Annotated in this window: 18 protein-coding genes and 1 pseudogene; 15 read left to right on the top strand and 4 right to left on the bottom strand. The window is 44.9% G+C overall.

Annotation, left to right across the window (positions count from 1 at the left end; genetic code table 11):
• Positions 1-35: 35 nt before the first annotated feature.
• The 3 genes from DHBDCA_RS06050 to DHBDCA_RS06040 are packed head-to-tail and all read left to right on the top strand — an operon-like array spanning position 36 to position 3,577.
• The gene (locus DHBDCA_RS06050; RefSeq protein ID WP_015043305.1) at positions 36-1,469 is read left to right on the top strand and encodes a DUF3991 domain-containing protein; all 1,434 of its coding nucleotides are present in this window, start codon (positions 36-38) and stop codon (positions 1,467-1,469) included.
• A gap of 13 nt (positions 1,470-1,482) precedes the next feature.
• Positions 1,483-3,303, top strand: a complete 1,821-nt coding sequence (locus tag DHBDCA_RS06045) for a type IV secretory system conjugative DNA transfer family protein (protein WP_015043304.1) — start codon at positions 1,483-1,485, stop codon at positions 3,301-3,303.
• A 4-nt stretch (positions 3,304-3,307) separates the two neighbouring features.
• On the top strand, positions 3,308-3,577 hold the full coding sequence (locus tag DHBDCA_RS06040; protein ID WP_015043303.1) for a helix-turn-helix domain-containing protein: 270 nt from the start codon (positions 3,308-3,310) through the stop codon (positions 3,575-3,577).
• A 336-nt stretch (positions 3,578-3,913) separates the two neighbouring features.
• Here DHBDCA_RS06040 and DHBDCA_RS06035 read toward each other — a convergent pair whose 3' ends face one another.
• Positions 3,914-4,300, bottom strand: a complete 387-nt coding sequence (locus DHBDCA_RS06035; protein ID WP_051014027.1) for a winged helix-turn-helix transcriptional regulator — start codon at positions 4,298-4,300, stop codon at positions 3,914-3,916.
• A 122-nt stretch (positions 4,301-4,422) separates the two neighbouring features.
• Here DHBDCA_RS06035 and DHBDCA_RS06030 point away from each other — a divergent pair, with 122 nt between their 5' ends.
• The 12 genes from DHBDCA_RS06030 (at position 4,423) to DHBDCA_RS14700 (ending at position 12,257) form a co-directional block, all read left to right on the top strand.
• Positions 4,423-4,728 carry a pyridoxamine 5'-phosphate oxidase family protein gene (locus tag DHBDCA_RS06030; RefSeq protein WP_015043302.1) on the top strand — a complete coding sequence of 102 codons (306 nt, stop codon included), beginning with the start codon at positions 4,423-4,425 and terminating at the stop codon, positions 4,726-4,728.
• Between the two features lie 90 nt (positions 4,729-4,818).
• The gene (locus DHBDCA_RS06025; protein WP_015043301.1) at positions 4,819-5,409 is read left to right on the top strand and encodes a DUF1638 domain-containing protein; all 591 of its coding nucleotides are present in this window, start codon (positions 4,819-4,821) and stop codon (positions 5,407-5,409) included.
• A 191-nt stretch (positions 5,410-5,600) separates the two neighbouring features.
• On the top strand, positions 5,601-6,530 hold the full coding sequence (locus DHBDCA_RS06020) for an alpha-hydroxy acid oxidase (RefSeq protein WP_015043300.1): 930 nt from the start codon (positions 5,601-5,603) through the stop codon (positions 6,528-6,530).
• A gap of 143 nt (positions 6,531-6,673) precedes the next feature.
• On the top strand, positions 6,674-7,141 hold the full coding sequence (locus DHBDCA_RS06015; RefSeq protein WP_051014025.1) for a MarR family winged helix-turn-helix transcriptional regulator: 468 nt from the start codon (positions 6,674-6,676) through the stop codon (positions 7,139-7,141).
• A 105-nt stretch (positions 7,142-7,246) separates the two neighbouring features.
• On the top strand, positions 7,247-7,558 hold the full coding sequence (locus DHBDCA_RS06010; protein ID WP_021315339.1) for a DUF6951 family protein: 312 nt from the start codon (positions 7,247-7,249) through the stop codon (positions 7,556-7,558).
• A gap of 93 nt (positions 7,559-7,651) precedes the next feature.
• On the top strand, positions 7,652-8,164 hold the full coding sequence (locus DHBDCA_RS06005) for a DUF2284 domain-containing protein (protein ID WP_021315341.1): 513 nt from the start codon (positions 7,652-7,654) through the stop codon (positions 8,162-8,164).
• Positions 8,165-8,459: 295 nt separating this feature from the next.
• The gene (locus DHBDCA_RS06000) at positions 8,460-8,978 is read left to right on the top strand and encodes a flavodoxin family protein (protein ID WP_081580515.1); all 519 of its coding nucleotides are present in this window, start codon (positions 8,460-8,462) and stop codon (positions 8,976-8,978) included.
• Positions 8,979-8,995: 17 nt separating this feature from the next.
• Positions 8,996-9,511 carry a nitroreductase family protein gene (locus tag DHBDCA_RS05995; RefSeq protein WP_015043297.1) on the top strand — a complete coding sequence of 172 codons (516 nt, stop codon included), beginning with the start codon at positions 8,996-8,998 and terminating at the stop codon, positions 9,509-9,511.
• An 11-nt stretch (positions 9,512-9,522) separates the two neighbouring features.
• Complete coding sequence (locus DHBDCA_RS05990; protein ID WP_015043296.1) at positions 9,523-10,590, top strand: epoxyqueuosine reductase; 1,068 nt, start codon at positions 9,523-9,525, stop codon at positions 10,588-10,590.
• The gene (locus DHBDCA_RS05985) at positions 10,587-11,195 is read left to right on the top strand and encodes a GNAT family N-acetyltransferase (protein WP_015043295.1); all 609 of its coding nucleotides are present in this window, start codon (positions 10,587-10,589) and stop codon (positions 11,193-11,195) included. Before DHBDCA_RS05990 ends, DHBDCA_RS05985 begins: the two co-directional genes overlap by 4 nt.
• A gap of 56 nt (positions 11,196-11,251) precedes the next feature.
• Positions 11,252-11,689, top strand: coding sequence for a MarR family winged helix-turn-helix transcriptional regulator (locus DHBDCA_RS05980; RefSeq protein ID WP_034378187.1), 438 nt, complete (start codon positions 11,252-11,254; stop codon positions 11,687-11,689).
• 28 nt (positions 11,690-11,717) lie between these two features.
• Positions 11,718-12,257 carry a DUF2115 domain-containing protein gene (locus DHBDCA_RS14700; protein WP_015045267.1) on the top strand — a complete coding sequence of 180 codons (540 nt, stop codon included), beginning with the start codon at positions 11,718-11,720 and terminating at the stop codon, positions 12,255-12,257.
• A 251-nt stretch (positions 12,258-12,508) separates the two neighbouring features.
• Here the strand turns inward: DHBDCA_RS14700 and DHBDCA_RS05970 are convergent.
• From DHBDCA_RS05970 to DHBDCA_RS15735, 3 genes and pseudogenes are all read right to left on the bottom strand, one after another.
• Positions 12,509-13,749: pseudogene (locus DHBDCA_RS05970) on the bottom strand (IS110 family transposase).
• Positions 13,750-14,611: 862 nt separating this feature from the next.
• Positions 14,612-16,150, bottom strand: coding sequence for an IS1634 family transposase (locus DHBDCA_RS05965; RefSeq protein ID WP_242824983.1), 1,539 nt, complete (start codon positions 16,148-16,150; stop codon positions 14,612-14,614).
• Positions 16,151-16,161: 11 nt separating this feature from the next.
• Positions 16,162-16,380 carry a hypothetical protein gene (locus DHBDCA_RS15735; RefSeq protein WP_015043291.1) on the bottom strand — a complete coding sequence of 73 codons (219 nt, stop codon included), beginning with the start codon at positions 16,378-16,380 and terminating at the stop codon, positions 16,162-16,164.
• Positions 16,381-16,569 lie beyond the last annotated feature (189 nt).

Below are 16,569 nucleotides of genomic sequence, written 5' to 3'. Positions count from 1 at the left end.
GGTAAGCGCAAGCGCTGACAAAGGAGGAATGCACTTTGGCATACATTCATTTTACAGACGAACAGAAGCAGCAGGCCAACTCAGTCGACCTGGTAGATTTCCTTCAGCGTCAGGGAGAGCAGCTTGTGCGTTCCGGCCGGGAGTGGCGCTGGAAGCGTCATGACAGCGTGACCGTGCGCGGTAATCAATGGTTCCGTCACTCCCGCAAAGAAGGCGGTCACGCCATTGACTTCGTCCAGCAGTTCTATGATATGAGCTTTCCCGAAGCGGTAAATTATCTGCTTGGAGAGGACTGCGGCGTGGAGTGGAACCAGACGGTCAAGAGCGCGCCTGCTCCCCGTAAGAAATTCACTCTTCCGGAAGCCAATCACGATATGCGCCGGGTATTTGCCTATCTGATAAAGCGGCGGTTCATTGACCGTGAGGTGCTGTCCCGCTTCGCCCATGAAAAGCTGATCTATGAGGACAAGGAATATCACAACGCGGTGTTTATCGGGCTGGGTGAAAACAGCGTCCCCCGCCACGCTCACAAGCGCGGCACTTACACCCAGGGCGAACCTTATAAAGGAAACGTGGAGGGCAGCGATCCGAAATACAGCTTCCACTGGATCGGAGAGAGCGGTGTCCTCCATGTGTTCGAGGCGCCGGTGGATATGCTGTCCTTCATCACACTGAACCGGAAGGACTGGCGGCGGCACAGCTATGTCACGCTGGACGGCGTGTCGGAACACGCCATGCTCCGTCAGCTGGAGCTGAATCCTCATCTGAAAAGCGTCGTGCTGTGCCTGGACCATGACGAAGCAGGCATCGAAGCCAGCGGACGCCTGAAGGATATCCTGTTGGAGAAGGGATATACGGATGTTTTCGTAATGCAATCGCAGCACAAGGACTGGAATGAGGATCTGAAAGCCAATAACGGTGTCAGTCCCATCCCGGCACAGGTGCATCCGAAGCTGGAGCTTCTGCCGAAGGTTGTCGGTGAACTGCATGATTTGTGCAAAGCCCTCTCAACGCATAAGGACATTGACTCCTTCCTCGCAGAGTGCGCCGAGGCGGTGGAGCCGTTTCTTGCTTCCGGCAAAACAGTAGATCTAAACACGGACGCTGTTCGGGAATGCCTGCAGTGTATGGCTGCCGGCTCGCTGGCTGCCATGCAAAGGCAGCTTAACCAGATGGAACAGCCTGCGACAATGGAGCAGCTCATCCAAAAGCTGCAGGAAAGCTACCGTCCCCATGAGGATAGAGGCTGGCTTCGCGCTAAGGCGGAACAGCTGCGCCAGGATGTAACGGAAATATGCCGCCAGCTTCAGGCCCCGGGCATCCGGACACTGGCGGATAAGGAAAAGCTCCTGTCCTCCTATCAGCGCCTTGCGCTGGACAGCGTCAAAACTATTATGTTTGCTGAGCAAGAGCTTCCGTCGATGCTCCCGTCGCAGGAGCAGGCAGTAAATTTTTCTATGACCATGTAAAGGAGGGGTCGCATTGCAGACATCCCAAATCGTAATCCTGACCGCAGCCGGACTGACCATGTTCGGCGTGATCGGGCTGTTATCGCTCATAGCGCATTACTATACCCTGAACGGCATCAAGTCCAAAACGGTCGGCGACGGTCAGCACGGCACAGCGCGCTGGGCAACCAAGCGGGAGATCAAAAAGACATATACCGAGGTTCCCTATGAGCCTGAAAAATGGCGGAAGGGCGAAAGCCTCCCGAAAGAGCAGGGCCTTATCGTCGGCTGGAGGAAAGCGCCTTTGTTTGACGATACCGCTCCACACGGGTATGCGCTGGTAGACGATGACGATATCCACTGCCTGATGATCGGCGCGGCCGGCGTCGGCAAGACCGCAAACTTCCTCTATCCGAATCTGGAATACGCCTGTGCCTGCGGCATGAGCTGGCTCTGCACCGACACCAAGGGCGACCTCTACCGCAACTACGCCGGGATCGCCAAGGACTGCTACGGCTATGAGGTGGCGGTCATCGACCTGAGAAACCCCACCCGCTCGGACGGCAACAATCTGCTCCATCTGGTCAACAGGTATATGGACGCCTATCTGAAAAACCCTCAGAACCTGGCATACAAGGCCAGAGCGGAGAAATATGCCAAGATCACCGCCAAGACCATCATCTCCTCCGGAGGCTTCGATACGGCGATGGCCGGACAAAATGCCTTCTTCTACGACGCGGCGGAAGGTCTGCTGACCTCCGTAATACTGCTTATCGCCGAATACTGTGAGCCGAAGCAGAGGCACATCGTATCGGTGTTCAAACTCATACAGGATCTGCTGGTGCCCAGCGGCGTCAAGGGCAGGACTTTGTTCCAACTGCTCCTTGCCCACCTGCCGGACGAGCATAAGACCAAGTGGTTTGCGGGTGCGGCGCTCAACTCGGCGGAGCAGGCCATGCAGAGCGTCCTCTCAACCGCGCTCTCCCGGCTCAATGCCTTTCTGGATTCCGAGCTGGAGCAGATCCTGTGCTTTGACACGGCAATCGACGCGGAGAGGTTCTGCACCAAAAAAAGCGCCATCTTCCTTGTCATGCCGGAGGAAGATAACACAAAATATTTCATCATCAGCCTGATCGTCCAGCAGCTCTACCGCGAGATCCTGTCGGTGGCCGACGAGCATGGCGGCAAGCTCCCCAACCGGGTGATGATGTTCCTCGACGAGATCGGGACCATACCCAAAATTGAGTCTGCTGAGATGATGTTCAGCGCCAGTCGTTCGAGGCGGGTGTCAATAGTAGCGATCATACAATCCTTCGCTCAGTTGGAGAAAAACTATGGCAGAGAGGGTTCGGCCATCATCATCGACAACTGCCAGGACACGGTGTTCGGCGGCTTTGCTCCTAACAGCGAGTCGGCGCAGATTTTGTCGAAAGCCATGGGAAGCAAGACGGTCATGAGCGGCTCGGTCAGCCGGGGTAAAAACGATCCGTCCCAGAGTCTGCAGATGATCGAACGTCCGCTGATGACACCCGATGAGCTTAAGTCCATGCCCAAAGGCCGGTTTATCGTCACCAAGACCGGCGCCTATCCGATTCGCACCCGGCTGAAGCTGTTCAAGGAATGGGGTATTACCTTCGGCAAGCCGTATGAGATCGCCGAACAATCGGCCAGACAGGTAGAGTATGCCGACAGGCACAAGGTGGAGGAAGAAATCATCCTGCGCCATTCCGCCTGTGTGGAGGTGCCGGAGGAAGCTGAAACAGAAGCAGCTGCGTCGGGCGGCCCGGTGCATACGCCTGTTCAGGGTATAACCTTTGAACAGTTTGTGCAAAAGCAGGAACCTGAAAGGAGATGAAGCTGTGGGTTACTTTACATCTGTTTATACCTCGGAACTGCCGCATCGGGCGAGGGCTGTCTATATGTACCTGCATGACCGTGCCGACAAGGACGGCAAATGCTACCCTGCGATTGGTACCATCGCCAGAGAGCTGAAGCTGTCTCGCAGTACTGTCAAGCGCGCCATAGCCGACCTTGAGCAAAGTGGCCGTCTGCGCAAGGAGCAGCGGTGGCGGGAAAACGGTGGCAAGAGCAGTAATTTGTACTATATTCAGCAGCTGGATTCAAGCTGAACGACTAAAAAATGACCTTCCCCGCCAAGGGGAAGGTCTGTACTTTCTATGAACCATGGAAGGGTTCATGGTGAGCCGTCAAAGTGAACTTCTCATTTTAAGGAAATATCTAACACCAGAGAAATAATAATAATTTAGGAGCATTTCTGTAAGGGAAATATCTGAACTTTGAAAAATGAGACGCCAGGCAATAAAATAGTGATGTGTCGATCGGCCAAGAAAGGCACAAAACAAAGAGGTGCATCCTCTGTGGTTAAGATCGGAATTTTCGGAGTATCAGGTTTGTATAGGCGGAGAAGCATTATATGAATTCCAGAGATTTATTATTCTGATATTTTATTCAGTAGTATGTGCCTGTGGCGATTCCGACGTATGAACCTGAACTCCCCAATGTGCAAGTTGCTTTAGAATCGGCATTAAGTCACGGCAAATGTCGGTTAATGTATATTCTACTCGCACCGGCATCTCCATATGTTGTTCACGATGTATAAGGCCATTTTCCTCCAACTCTTTTAATGAACTCGCTAACATAGTATTTGTTATACCTCTAATCTTACGTTTCAGTTCATTGTACCTTGTCGTACCATCCTGATGAAGGGCACATAAAATTGGTATCTTCCATTTTCCACCTACCACCCTTAGAGCACTTCCCAATGGACAATAGTCCATACATGGGCAATTATCTTTACAAGGCCGATTACTTTGATCGATTACTTTGATCATATTTTCCGCACCTACTCATTATATTCTGCGTTCTTGAAAATGAAATAGCGCAGTAGTATTATTATACTAGATAGCAATAACAGAGTGAATAGCTATCATATAATTTTTATGGAGGCGAAAATATGGTTATCAATGAAGATGTAAAGAAAGTTATTGAAGGATCGGCATTTCTCTCGCTTGTTACGGTAGATGCAAACGGAACCCCTCATCCTATTATTGCAGGTAAAGGCCAAGTAGTAAGTGACACAGTGGTCTTCGGTATTTATAAGATGGAGATCACACAAAAGAATCTAGCATCAAATAAAAATGCATGGGTGGTAGGGGCAACCATGGATGGGGGGCCTAAAGGTTATCGACTCACAGGCACGGCGGAGGCAAAAGATAAGCAACTTATTTTCATCCCTACCGGAGTAGATGCGCTAATATAAAAAAATTATCAATATATGACAACATAAATATCCCTTCTTTTTGTTGGGCTCATAACAAAAAGAAGGGATATCTAAGGAGTTGTGTAGAACATGGTTGTGCATATATTATCCTGTGGTATTTTTCAGCCAGAAATTGAAAAAATTCTGCCGGAAGTCAAGCTGGATTTACTTAATCAAAATATAGTCATTAATTTTGTGCCGCCTGCATTGCATGTTGACAATAAAAAATTGAAGACAGGAATTGTTAACGGTCTGGAATCTCTCAAAAATCAAAAAACATTGCTGCTTTATGGAAGCATGTGTCATCAGGAATTATCTCAAATAGCCAGGGATTTCAGAGCCACTTATCCAGAAGCGCATAACTGTATCGAGTTGTTATTCGATCCAGAAAGAAAAAAAGAGATAGATAGCGCGTATAATGTTTTTTATATGACCAGCGGCTGGTTAAAATACTGGCATGAAATATTTCAGCAAGGACAGGGATGGGACCCGGTTGATGCCAGGATAAATTTCGGATCGTATGAGATTCTTGTGCTTGACAGCGGGGTATCCAATATTTCTGACGAAGAAATATTGGAGTTTTTTGATTATACTCAAGTGTCCATTGATATTGAACCGATTTCTTTAGATTATTTTAAGAATGTCATAATTGAAATGTGTCAAAATATCAGCAAAGATTGAATTTTCTCATTCTCGCCGGCAAAGGCGTGCTCTAATATAAGCTTTGTTTTTTGACACATCAAACAGAAATGTATAATAAGCCGATTAGCTGGAATCTGTAAATTCCGAAAGGTGCTGCAATAAGCGATGAAAACCGGCTTTCTCTGCACTATCAGTCGATATGGCTGAAATATTCAAACGGAGGTATTTATATGAATGACGGAGAAAAAAAGCTGCAAGAAAAAGGAATGAGCAGTAGATATACAGCGGCTCCGGGTAATTCTTCCAGGATAACACGTGACTATATCGACTCGTTGCTGATCGAAATGCGAGTAATAGATTCTATAGAATCTTCATCAAAGATGGGGCTTTTTGGAGAATCTTTCGCGACTCCCGTGATGGTAGCCGCTTTGTCGGGACTGGATAATATTCGTCCAAACGGGATGGTTGAGGTTGCAAAAGGAGCGGCGGCTGGCGCAGTGATGTGGTCTGGCATCGGCAATGAACAGGAACTAAAGGCAATAATTGAGACAGGGGCAAAGACCGTCAAAATCATTAAGCCATATTCAGACAAAGACTTGATATTTGAAAAAATATTTCAGGCGGAAAAATACGGTGCTTTGGCTGTTGGGATGGATATAGACTTCGTGTTTGGAAGCAAAAAAAATAAAGGTTATGCCCAATCTTATCCTGTGAGTCCAAAAACACAGGATGATATCAAAAGCTATGTAAAGGCGACTAAATTGCCCTTTGTATTAAAAGGGGTTCTCAGTGAGCAAGACGCTAAAAAAGCATTGGAAGTGGGTGCGGCAGCGATTGTTGTTTCCCATCATAGCGGCTCCGTTTTGGATTATGCGGTGCCTCCCCTTATGATTTTGCCGCGCATTGCAAAGATCATCGACCGGAGAATACCTATTTTTGTTGATTGCAGCATCAGTACCGGAACTGATGCATTTAAAGCCTTGGCGCTTGGTGCAAAGGCTGTTTCAGTCGGAAGGGCGGTTATGACCGGTCTGGCTTCCGATGGTGCCGATGGTGTAAGGAAGGTTATTGAAGGAATAACCGAGGAACTTCAGATGATTATGAATGTTACTGGTACTGCTGATTGTGATAACATCGATCCTGATATAATATGGCGCTAAAAAAACAAAAGCATTGTCAAATAAGTCGGTTTCTGATAGCTTATTTATTTTTCTATTCTCACTTGACATACTTAAAGCGCATTGTTATAATACGATATGTGTATATACACTAAAAATAAGATCATATTTTTGTAGGTGAAATTATGGTAGATGTAGATATGTATTTTGGACCTAACGAATGCCAATGCAACAAAATGAGACGTGCATCACGAGCAGTAACCCACTTCTATGACAAGATTTTAGAGCCGAGTGGGCTTAAAGCAACTCAATACGCACTATTGGTAAAAATGAAAAGCGTGGGATCAATCACTATGGTAGATTTGTCAGAAGCTTGCCGCTTAGACCACACAACTCTCGTTAGAAATATAAAGTTGCTTGAAGATAAAGAGTTCGTTGAAAGTATTAGCGGAAAGCACTCAAAAGCATATACGATTACATTGACAACAAAAGGTTTGAAATCGTTGGACGAGGCCCGCCCTCACTGGGAACAGGCGCAGCAGGCGATAAAAAACTGCTCTCAGATGAGGAAATACGTATGTTTGATACTATTCTTCAAAAGCTGGAATCTTTGGATTCGTGAAATCTACATGGATTTAGTCAAGTTTCGTTGAATTTACAAACAAGCCTAAACTATTGTTGCTGATAAATAAAAGTCAGCGTTTTATTATGTATTAAGTGTGTATATACACATTAATTAGAACGGAGATGAATTTCATATGGCACAAATCAAAATTCATGCTGGTATCTGTGGCTTTTGCACAACAGTAGATGCACTATCTGATGATGGCCGACATGCTCAACTTTTGATCGATTCAGAATGTCCCAACTTCAGTACTCTAAAAAGTGAACTTAAACAAGTTGATGCATATAAAGAATGCTTTGGGAAAATCGGCGAAGGTCTGGTTTATAGTTCATTTCGGGAGTATTGTCCCCATGGTGCTTGCCCTGTTCCCTGTGGAGTTATAAAAGCCATTGAAGTTGCCTGCGGACTTGCTCTGCCCCGGAATGTGGTTATAGAGATTACTTAATAGCAAGAGATACCATACCTTTAACAATATCAATTGTAATAAAACAAGATGGACAAGAGAGGGAGCGTTTTAATAATAGAAAGTGAAATATTATTGCAGAAAGAAAAGCTCAATTTGGCTGAGCACGTATTTGCAAAGCCGGAAAATATCGTTTTTTCCAATGTAGTAAGGAATATCTGTGAAAAAAATACATGCAGAATGTATGGCACCACATGGGCCTGTCCACCGGCCGTCGGAACTGTCGAGCAGTGTAAAGCGCGATGCAATGAGTATGAGAATGTGTTCATATTCACAACAATGTACCATCTGAAAGATATGTTTGATGTTAAAGAATGGAAGGACGACAGAATAATGCACGAGAGGGTTACCGATAAAGTCGCGAAAATCTTCCAATCAAAATATCCTGTGGCTTTGGTACTTTCAACGGAAGGGTGTACGGTATGCAATACATGCACCTATCCGGATAAGCCTTGCAGGTTTCCTGAACGTATGCATCCTGCGACAGAGAGCTACGGAATTCTGGTTACGGAGTCGGCCAAAGTTTGCGGTATTAAATATAATAATGGGCCCGAGACGTTAACTTATTTCAGCATGATATTTTATTGATAAGACAAATAAGTCCACAGGCCAATCACTTGAGAGAACAGACTTATTTGCTATGGCAACTACCTTATAACGCAAGCTATACACATTATCATTGAGTGTTCTCACTATAGATCGGAGGGATCAAGTACTATGGATTTTTGCTTGTTTTCGAAAGTGCTGTTAAAAATTAGTAAAGGTGGTATACATAATGAAAGTCATTGCAATTAACGGAAGTCCGAATAGCGCAGGGAATACTGCGATAATCCTAAACCTAATGAGTGAAGAGCTTGATAAACAAGGAATATAAACAGAAGTCATCCAAGTTGGAGACAAGTTGCTTCACGGCTGCAGTGGCTGCGGATACTTTAACAAATCTCAGGGCAATCAATGTGTTTTCAAGGACGATGCCGTCAACGAAACTGCGGCGAGAATGCGCGAAGCCGACGGGATTATTCTCGCGTCGCCAACGTATTTTGGCGGCATCGCTGGCACTACAAAAGCATTTCTGGACAGAGTATTTTTTTCAAGCAGGGCCTATTTCAGGTACAAGGTTGCGACGGCGGTTTCTGTGGTCAGGCGGGCCGGAGGAGTGGATGTTTATAGGCAGCTGCAGAATTATCTGGAGCTCTCCGAGACGATAATGCCGCCGTCTCAATATTGGATGACCGTCTTTGGGCTCTCTGAAGGAGAGGTACTGCAGGATAAGGAAGGCATACAGACGGTTCGGAAAAATGCGAGGGCAATGGCGTGGCAACTGAAAGTGATTGATGCAGGCAAACAGGCCGTTCCCGCACCCCAGGCGGAAGAAAAAATACAAACCAATTTTATCAGGTAATAAAGGAGAAATGAGAGATGGATTTTTTAAATCTTGTGACAAATCGTCGTTCCGTAAGGAAATATACAAGCGAAAAGGTTGAGGCAGAAAAACTGCAGAAAATTCTTGAGGCAGGAAGGGTGGCACCTTCGGCACACAATAGCCGCCCGATTAAGCTGATCGTTGTCCAAAGCTCGTCCGGGCTCGAAAAAGTGAAAAAGGCGGCGAATATCTACAGCGCGCCACTTGTGGTTATCGCGTGCGGCGATCACAAAGAGGCCGCTGTGAAGGAGGATGGCAAGTCGATGATTGATATCGACACGAGCATCGTGACAGATCATATGATGCTGCAGGCGACCGACTTAGGATTAGGCACCTGTTGGATATGCGCTTTTGACGCTGCTGTTTTGAGAACTGAGTTTCAGATGCCCGAGAATTTGGAGCCGATCAATATTCTGGCGGTTGGATATGCGGCCGACGAGCCAATCACTCCGGAAAATCACGATAAACGGCGAAAGACCCTTGAAAAAATCGTAGCCTATGAAAATTTGTAGGTGACATTGTGATGGCAAATCTTGAGCAGATGATCCGAGAGAAAGCGTTTGAATTGGGTTACGAGGATTGCGGCATAGTCCCACTCGAAAAGCTGAGCGAATATGGGCTGAGAATGCACGAGCGCGTGCAGAAAGTCCCCCAGTCCGAAAAATTCTACCAAAGACAGTACCGGCTGATTGATCCGCGAGAATCATTCTCTTGGGCACAATCTGTGGTCATAGTCATCGAGCAGTACGGCAAATACGTTGTTCCGGAGGAAATACAGGGCAACATCGGAAAACACTATTTGTTTGACACCCGTATTGATAAAAGCACGCGGGAGTTTCAGGCCGGCCTTGAAATGGAAAGCTTTATTCAGACACTGGGCCTCCGGTTTGCCAATGAACGCAAATTCGGGCTGATTGGCCTGCGATGGGCGGCGATGAAAGCAGGCCTCGGAATGATCCGCAGGAACAATTTTTTCTATGCGAAATCATCCGGATCATGGGTGACTTTACAGGGATGGATCATTGACCAAAGGCTGGAACTGATAGGGCAAGTTGACCTCCCGAAATGTTCGGATAACTGTAACCGCTGCATTAAAGCCTGCCCGTCAGGTTCACTTTCTGCGCCGTATGCCATGTCACCGACTGAATGCGTCTCGTATCTGACAAATATTGGGTTACTTGATCTGCCTAACGAACCTTTAAGCAAAACCTTCGGCCATAGCCTTTATGGATGTGACATATGCCAGGAAGTATGCCCTATGAATAAAGGTAAATTGGAGGGGATTGAGGATTTCCCAGGTGTATCTGAAATATCTCCACATCTTATCCCTGAGAAGATCATGAGTATGAATGAGGACTTTTACAAGCAGAACGTGCAGCCAAAATTTTTCTATTTGAAGCCTGATGATTTATGGAAATGGAAAGTAAATGCATTAAACTATATGCGCAACAATTATGATGATCGCTATAAGACTTATATTTTGGCGGCTTGTAAAAATGAAAATGAGAAAATTCGCGAAATGGCGCAACTTGTTTGTAGTGAATTATTTGCAGAGACATTGCTCCCTGCACCGGAAAGGAGCATGAAATGAACAATCAGTATATTGGTAGCGATGTTACCTTGGAAATTCTTGATGATGGAGATATTGAGCAATGTAGGGATTTGTGCGGTGAACTAATGGCCTATCAAAAGTCTAAGGCGAAGCTGATTCCTGAAGCATTTAATCATATGAACTTTGATACTAGGATGAAAAAATCCTATAATGAAGCTCTTCGAAGACAGGTGATTGTAGCAAAACACAATAGTATTCCTATTGGATATATTTTTTCTACCGTTGATGAAATGAACGCTAAGAACAACAGTATTCCCGTATGGGCTCCTGTTTCGGAAGGAGAAACAGTGCAAGGGTTCTATCCTGACTGGCTCAAGCCTCAAAAGATTGGTAGTGTGAGCAATCTATTTTTTCGGCCAGAGTACCGTGGGATTGGTCTTGGCAAAAGATTATTCACCATGGCAATGGAGTGGCTTGAAAGCTTTGATGATATATATCTGATTTTTATTTATGTTTCCAATGGGAATGACACCGCGCTTCGTTTCTATCTAAACCAAGGGTTTACTTTCAGCCACGATGTATTCGGAGGTTTTATCCAGGCAGTATATAAAGCAAGAAGTATCAGGTTTCCCCAAGAAGATTAATACTTACAGTTAAGGAGAAACAGTATATACACCAATTTGTATAGGATGAGAAGTTTATGGATAAGAAAAGCCAAATTACTGAAAGAAGGCCCTCAACGTGTGCCTGCCAAAATTTGCGTCGGGCTTCTCTGGTAATAACAAAAATTTATAATCAAAAACTATCCCCAAAAGGGTTAACTGCTGGTCAATTCTCACTACTACAAAATATTAAACTTTTGAGTCCTGTTTGCGTAAGTGATTTAGCTTTGAAAGTCGGACTTGATCGAACGACTCTTGTAAGAAATCTCGAGCCGCCTGAAAGAGAAGACTTGATTATTGATATCTCACCAAGAGGGACACGTAACCGTCACCTCCAATTGACTGATGAAGGTATAAAACGCTATCACTCAACAGAGCTACTTTGGCAGGAAGCCCAGGCATTTATTGAACAAAGGCTTGGAAAAGATAATGTAAAGAATCTCGCAGCATTATTATCTGAGATAGAGACTATTTGAATTATCTGTCTTATTGTGGAGGTGCTTTATGATAAAAAATGAACGTGAAATTGTTAAATTGAAAATGGCGAGAATTATGAATACTCAGGATCTATTTATAATAATAAAAAATGAAGCCGAATCTCTACATATCGAAAACTTTCTAAACCTCAATAAATCTACTAATCAGGTCTTTGAACCAGGTAGTATAGAATATATAAGTAATTTAATGTCCAACTATAACTTAAGTAATTACTTCGAGATCATAAGAAAAGAAAATGTAAATAATCCGGAGGACATCAATCCACATTTGATAGAAGATTTTTCGAATCGTATAGAGATTTATATGGACGAAAATGCTCCCGGACAAATAGACTTAAAACAATATATTAGAATTATCTCAACCTATTTGGCTTTCATAAGCAAAAAACCGCTTCACCCGTTGGGAATGATTATGCAAGGAACAGAGAAAATCATTAAGCAAAACGATAAATATTACTGTCCTATGCGAAGAGCTCAAATTAAGGGAAAATTATCTTTATGCATTTATTGTGTTTGCAGAGATATAACTGAACTAAAAAATGACTGATATAAACTTACATTGGCATGGTTCAAAGACCACCAGATGGCTACACTTATACCTTAGCACTGATAGAGTATTCAGTGCTAAGTAATATCATATCTTGTAAGTCCTTCGGTAATATGTCAAGACCCTAAGCGAGTCAATTTTTCAGTAAGTTAATAATCAGTGGGTAAAAAAGACAATAAGAAACCATCTCATTCCCAAAAAGATATGGGAAAAAGTTACAAAAATGGGATTTCAATTATCGTAGTTCATGCTTAGTTTGCATTCCCCCTATTGCCATGTGGCATATAGATTTGGTTGCTGCGTAGCAGAGCATCAACCATACGGACGAGTTTACGTGCAGTAAGCACTAGAGCACGGCGATGATGGTGAGTCTTACTTTCCGAGAATTTACGTTGGTAGAAGGCTTTGTACTCCGGTTCCTTTTGGCGTACTAATTAGCAGCCTGGATGATATAACTGCGCAAGTAGGTGTTGCCGGTTCGGGTTAAGGGTGTGTCATCGGCTGTAAAATCACCTGACTGGTGAGAACGCCAGGTTAACCCAATAAACTTTGCTAAGGCTCCTTCATTTGGAAAACGACGGATGTCTCCAATCTCAGCAATAATACCAGCTGAAAGCACTGGGCCAATACCGGGAACGGTAATGAGCGTATTAGAGAAATGCCTGATTTCTGCTTCGATCGCCTTATCGATTTTCTTTACCTGCTTCTCTAAAGTGTGGATGGTTTCGATGCTCGTGGCCAGGATAAGGTTAATGGGTTGCAATAGGCTTCCACGTAGTCGATGGGCCTTGCGGGCGGCTTCCTTCAACTCTCTGGCTTTGGCTTCTGGATCCTCGAAATGACTTTTTCCTTTCTCCATGAGGAAATCAATCAGTTCATCAAGCGGTCGAGCCGCAACCTCTTCTGGAGAAAAAAACTCAAGTGTCAAGGATTCAGAAGTAGCGCCGAAAGTGTTGCTAAAAACCGTACCTTGGGCAAGCGTGCTAAACTTCAAGAACAAGTTCGTGAGAAAATAGTTCTTCTCTCTGGAGATCATCTCAATCATATGACAACGAAAGCGAGTGAGGCGCTGTAATGGTAAGTAGCGGAAATCAACCTGAGAGCCTTCTGGGAGCCGGCCGAAGCGTAAACGTTCGGCAATGACCCAGGCATCAATCCAGTCGTTCTTCGGAAGGTCCACATAAGCTTTCTTGAAATTAGCAACGACCTTGGGGTTAAAGGAATAGATTTGGGGCTGTAAAGGTGCTAAACAAGGGTCTTCCGCCAAGAACATTTGTAACGGCCAACTGTACACGGAAGTGGCCTCTAAACCAATAACCAGCCGGTCCTCATTCTCTTTAGCGCAGGCTTCAGAGAGATATCGGGTAACTTGCTCACAACCAGGCTGATCATTCAAAGCCCGCAGTTTTTTTACCGGTTCATTACCCCGCTCATCTAAGATTCGCACTTTAAAATCACTGGAACTCACATCAATACCGACAAATAAACTCAAGTAAAATCACCTCACTTTCTGAGCCGAAGAATGTGTAAGATTAACGTTGGGACCAGGCACCACAACAGGTCAACAACCTCGCCGAATCAGCACTTGTCTTAAAAAGACCTTGGATCCAGCCGATCTGCTACCATCGGAGGGGATTCCCTTTAAGCTGTGCAACCTTCGAGTTAAAAGTTCAAATTGTGGGCTGGCAGTCAGACTTAATAAAGAGGTCAAAGCCTCAAGGAGGAGAAGGCCTTGCCAGAACGAACCTCACGGTACCATTTTGCCTGAAATCCCAACAAACTTAAATACTATTTTGTTAAAGAACGATCTGAGGAATCTTTTTAGTGAAAGTGTGTTCCTTTAAAGGGGAAAAGCCATTTGTTAGTCATCAAAAGAGTCTCTAACAAAAAGGGTTTCCCCCGCACCCCCTTCCCAAAATCAAGTATTCCTCATCCTGAGCCTGTGGGCAGTGCCATCCTGTGGAAAAGCACTTTGGGGTCTGTCTTAAAAGAGCTTTCCCAACAGGCTTTGGACAAGTTGAATTTGAAGTATGCTTTGGGGTTGACTTGTCCACACTGCCCACAGGCACGATGGCTACATGGAGTATGCGTTATCCTGCGCGCATCTTGTTGATGTTAACCATACTAACTGAATTTCCAGTTTTCTATGGTCATTTAAATACCCCACGTTCCATTAGTTTTTTGGACTCGTGGGGTGGAACTAAATCAATTATACGAGGAGGTAATATATTATGGATATTAACAAAGCGAATAAAATAAAGGAAATATAAGAGATCCTGACTTTAGAAGATAAAAGACGAAAAATCGCTGAATCACTTGATGCGCAAGAGATTCAGCGATTTTAAATTGTCCTATTATTTTAGGTTTATTGTTAGATCCAATTTTGTGCATGAACGGAACTTGGTCAGTGTCATGTTTGTCTTTAGAGGAGTCAGTTTGAGTATCGATGCGAGATCGAGATAAGTCTGGGAAACTTGGGTTGGGGTAACGATATTATTTGGGTATTCTCCCTGAACTAATGCAAGGGGGTCCTGTATTGCTTCCATGATTTGCGCGGCCGAAACGCTCTTGCCCATTGATTGTTCGAGTAAGTACTGTGCATAACGGAGTATGCATAACGCGATGAAACACATGGCAAAGTGCCCCTTAATATGTTCGTCATTCCATACGAAAACCGGTCGTGCTCTAAGGTCAGTCTTAAGTATTCTAAAACTCTCTTCGATCTTCCATAGTCCTCCGTATATCTTGGAAACCTCATCTGTGCTCAAGTTCAGGTTGTTGGTAATGACCGCATAATACCCATCATAGCGGGCGGCTTGCTCAATTTTTGCTTCATCCAGCTTCCAATCTTCTGTGTCAAGCTCCATCTGCAAAAACTGATTGCAACCCCGTTTTACTGCAGCCTTAAGCTGATAGGGTTTGTCAAGGCGTTTCTTGAGCTTCTCTAGTACGCGTTCCCTGTCGGATCTGTCTTTGTTAGCCCGTTTGGCCGACCAGGTTAAGTGTATCTTTACGGGAATTTTTTCAATAGTGTACTTCCTGGGCCTTCCTCTTTTTTTCTTTTCAGCACTTTCCTCATCCTGATCTATGGGAACCTTGACCTCCAGTATTTGCTCTACGATCTTGGAACGAGAGGTTATCTCCCCTGTGGCAAGGTCCACACTATCTTGCCATCCTTCGTCGTTCCATACAAGTTCCTTAAAGGAGTCAGGAGAACGCTTTAAAGTATAGCTGATGACGAAGTCGTGCCCACCCTTGCAGAGGTACTCAAGATTGCTGCCGCTGTTGAGTCCTCTGTCGGCAACCACCGTGATCTTTTCCAGCCTGTACAGACTCTTAAGCTTCTCTACCGATCGGGTCAGAGTACACTGATCCATCGTGTTGCCTGGAAAAAGTTCATACGTTATGGGTATGCCGTTGTTGTCCAAAAGCAGCCCCATGACCACCTGAACTTCGTTATTTTTGTGATCCTTCGAGAAGCCAAACATTCGTAATTCGCCCCAGCGGGTGCTCTCAAAAGCGTACGTTGTGACGTCATAGTATGCTTCAGGACCACTGCGGCTGGTTTTCTTTTCAAAGAAGTCAGCAAGGTGGCTTATGATGGCCTCTTTCTGCTGGGAGAGTACATCAAGAACATCGTAAAGGACATCGATCCCAAGAGAAAGGATACCCGCATAGGAATTCTGTTCCAATGCACTCGCATGGATACTGCAAGGATCTGCGCAGCGATGGGCGACAAGGTAGAATAGAGCTTGTCCAACAGCTGTAGCATTGCGCTTTCCGCAATTAGCAAGAAAAAAGGCGTCTAACCCCATAGTGCTCCAAAGCTGTTTGATTAGCGCATGACCGAACCTGAAGGAAGGAACAACATCCTGAGGTGATGTGATGTCCATAACGGTAACGCTTAAAGCGAGAGGAGCGTCGTTTCCTTCTTTGCCCTTGTCAGTTCAGCTGCTTCAGCCTTAAGCTTGGCAATAATGTCCGGATCCTCAGCGAGCATTCGTTCATAGTTACCAATCGTCTTCACGACATGCGTCTTTTTCTTCGTTGTTCCCGGAATACGGGTATCTTCTCTAAACTGTATGACCCGGGCCTTGCCCGAGCCTGTTATGGCAACGTACATACAGAAGGCTCCTCTGGATAAAAATATCTAAAACTATTATACCATAATCGCAACTAATATAAAAGGACATAATAGGACAAAATATAATATATTTTCTACATAAAAATCAGCCCTGAACTCCGCTATCTAAACGGTTTTCAGGGCTGAGTGCTAGCAGTTTTTCGTCTTATAAGTCCTAAAGTCAGGAGG

The sequence above is a fragment of the Dehalobacter sp. DCA genome (assembly GCF_000305775.1).
Classification (GTDB): domain Bacteria; phylum Bacillota; class Desulfitobacteriia; order Desulfitobacteriales; family Syntrophobotulaceae; genus Dehalobacter; species Dehalobacter alkaniphilus.
The sequence above is the reverse complement of the archived record's forward strand: the minus strand, read 5'-3'. Positions and strand labels throughout refer to the sequence as shown.

What these genes read in the sequence shown, in the direction of transcription:
- DHBDCA_RS06035 (WP_051014027.1), bottom strand. Translation starts at nt 4,300, where the DNA reads ATGATCAAAGTAATCGATCAAAGTAATCGGCCTTGTAAAGATAATTGC.
- DHBDCA_RS06030 (WP_015043302.1), top strand. Translation starts at nt 4,423, where the DNA reads ATGGTTATCAATGAAGATGTAAAGAAAGTTATTGAAGGATCGGCATTT.
- DHBDCA_RS06025 (WP_015043301.1), top strand. Translation starts at nt 4,819, where the DNA reads ATGGTTGTGCATATATTATCCTGTGGTATTTTTCAGCCAGAAATTGAA.
- DHBDCA_RS06020 (WP_015043300.1), top strand. Translation starts at nt 5,601, where the DNA reads ATGAATGACGGAGAAAAAAAGCTGCAAGAAAAAGGAATGAGCAGTAGA.
- DHBDCA_RS06015 (WP_051014025.1), top strand. Translation starts at nt 6,674, where the DNA reads ATGGTAGATGTAGATATGTATTTTGGACCTAACGAATGCCAATGCAAC.
- DHBDCA_RS06010 (WP_021315339.1), top strand. Translation starts at nt 7,247, where the DNA reads ATGGCACAAATCAAAATTCATGCTGGTATCTGTGGCTTTTGCACAACA.
- DHBDCA_RS05995 (WP_015043297.1), top strand. Translation starts at nt 8,996, where the DNA reads ATGGATTTTTTAAATCTTGTGACAAATCGTCGTTCCGTAAGGAAATAT.
- DHBDCA_RS05990 (WP_015043296.1), top strand. Translation starts at nt 9,523, where the DNA reads ATGGCAAATCTTGAGCAGATGATCCGAGAGAAAGCGTTTGAATTGGGT.
- DHBDCA_RS05985 (WP_015043295.1), top strand. Translation starts at nt 10,587, where the DNA reads ATGAACAATCAGTATATTGGTAGCGATGTTACCTTGGAAATTCTTGAT.
- DHBDCA_RS05980 (WP_034378187.1), top strand. Translation starts at nt 11,252, where the DNA reads ATGGATAAGAAAAGCCAAATTACTGAAAGAAGGCCCTCAACGTGTGCC.
- DHBDCA_RS14700 (WP_015045267.1), top strand. Translation starts at nt 11,718, where the DNA reads ATGATAAAAAATGAACGTGAAATTGTTAAATTGAAAATGGCGAGAATT.
- DHBDCA_RS05965 (WP_242824983.1), bottom strand. Translation starts at nt 16,150, where the DNA reads ATGGACATCACATCACCTCAGGATGTTGTTCCTTCCTTCAGGTTCGGT.
- DHBDCA_RS15735 (WP_015043291.1), bottom strand. Translation starts at nt 16,380, where the DNA reads ATGTACGTTGCCATAACAGGCTCGGGCAAGGCCCGGGTCATACAGTTT.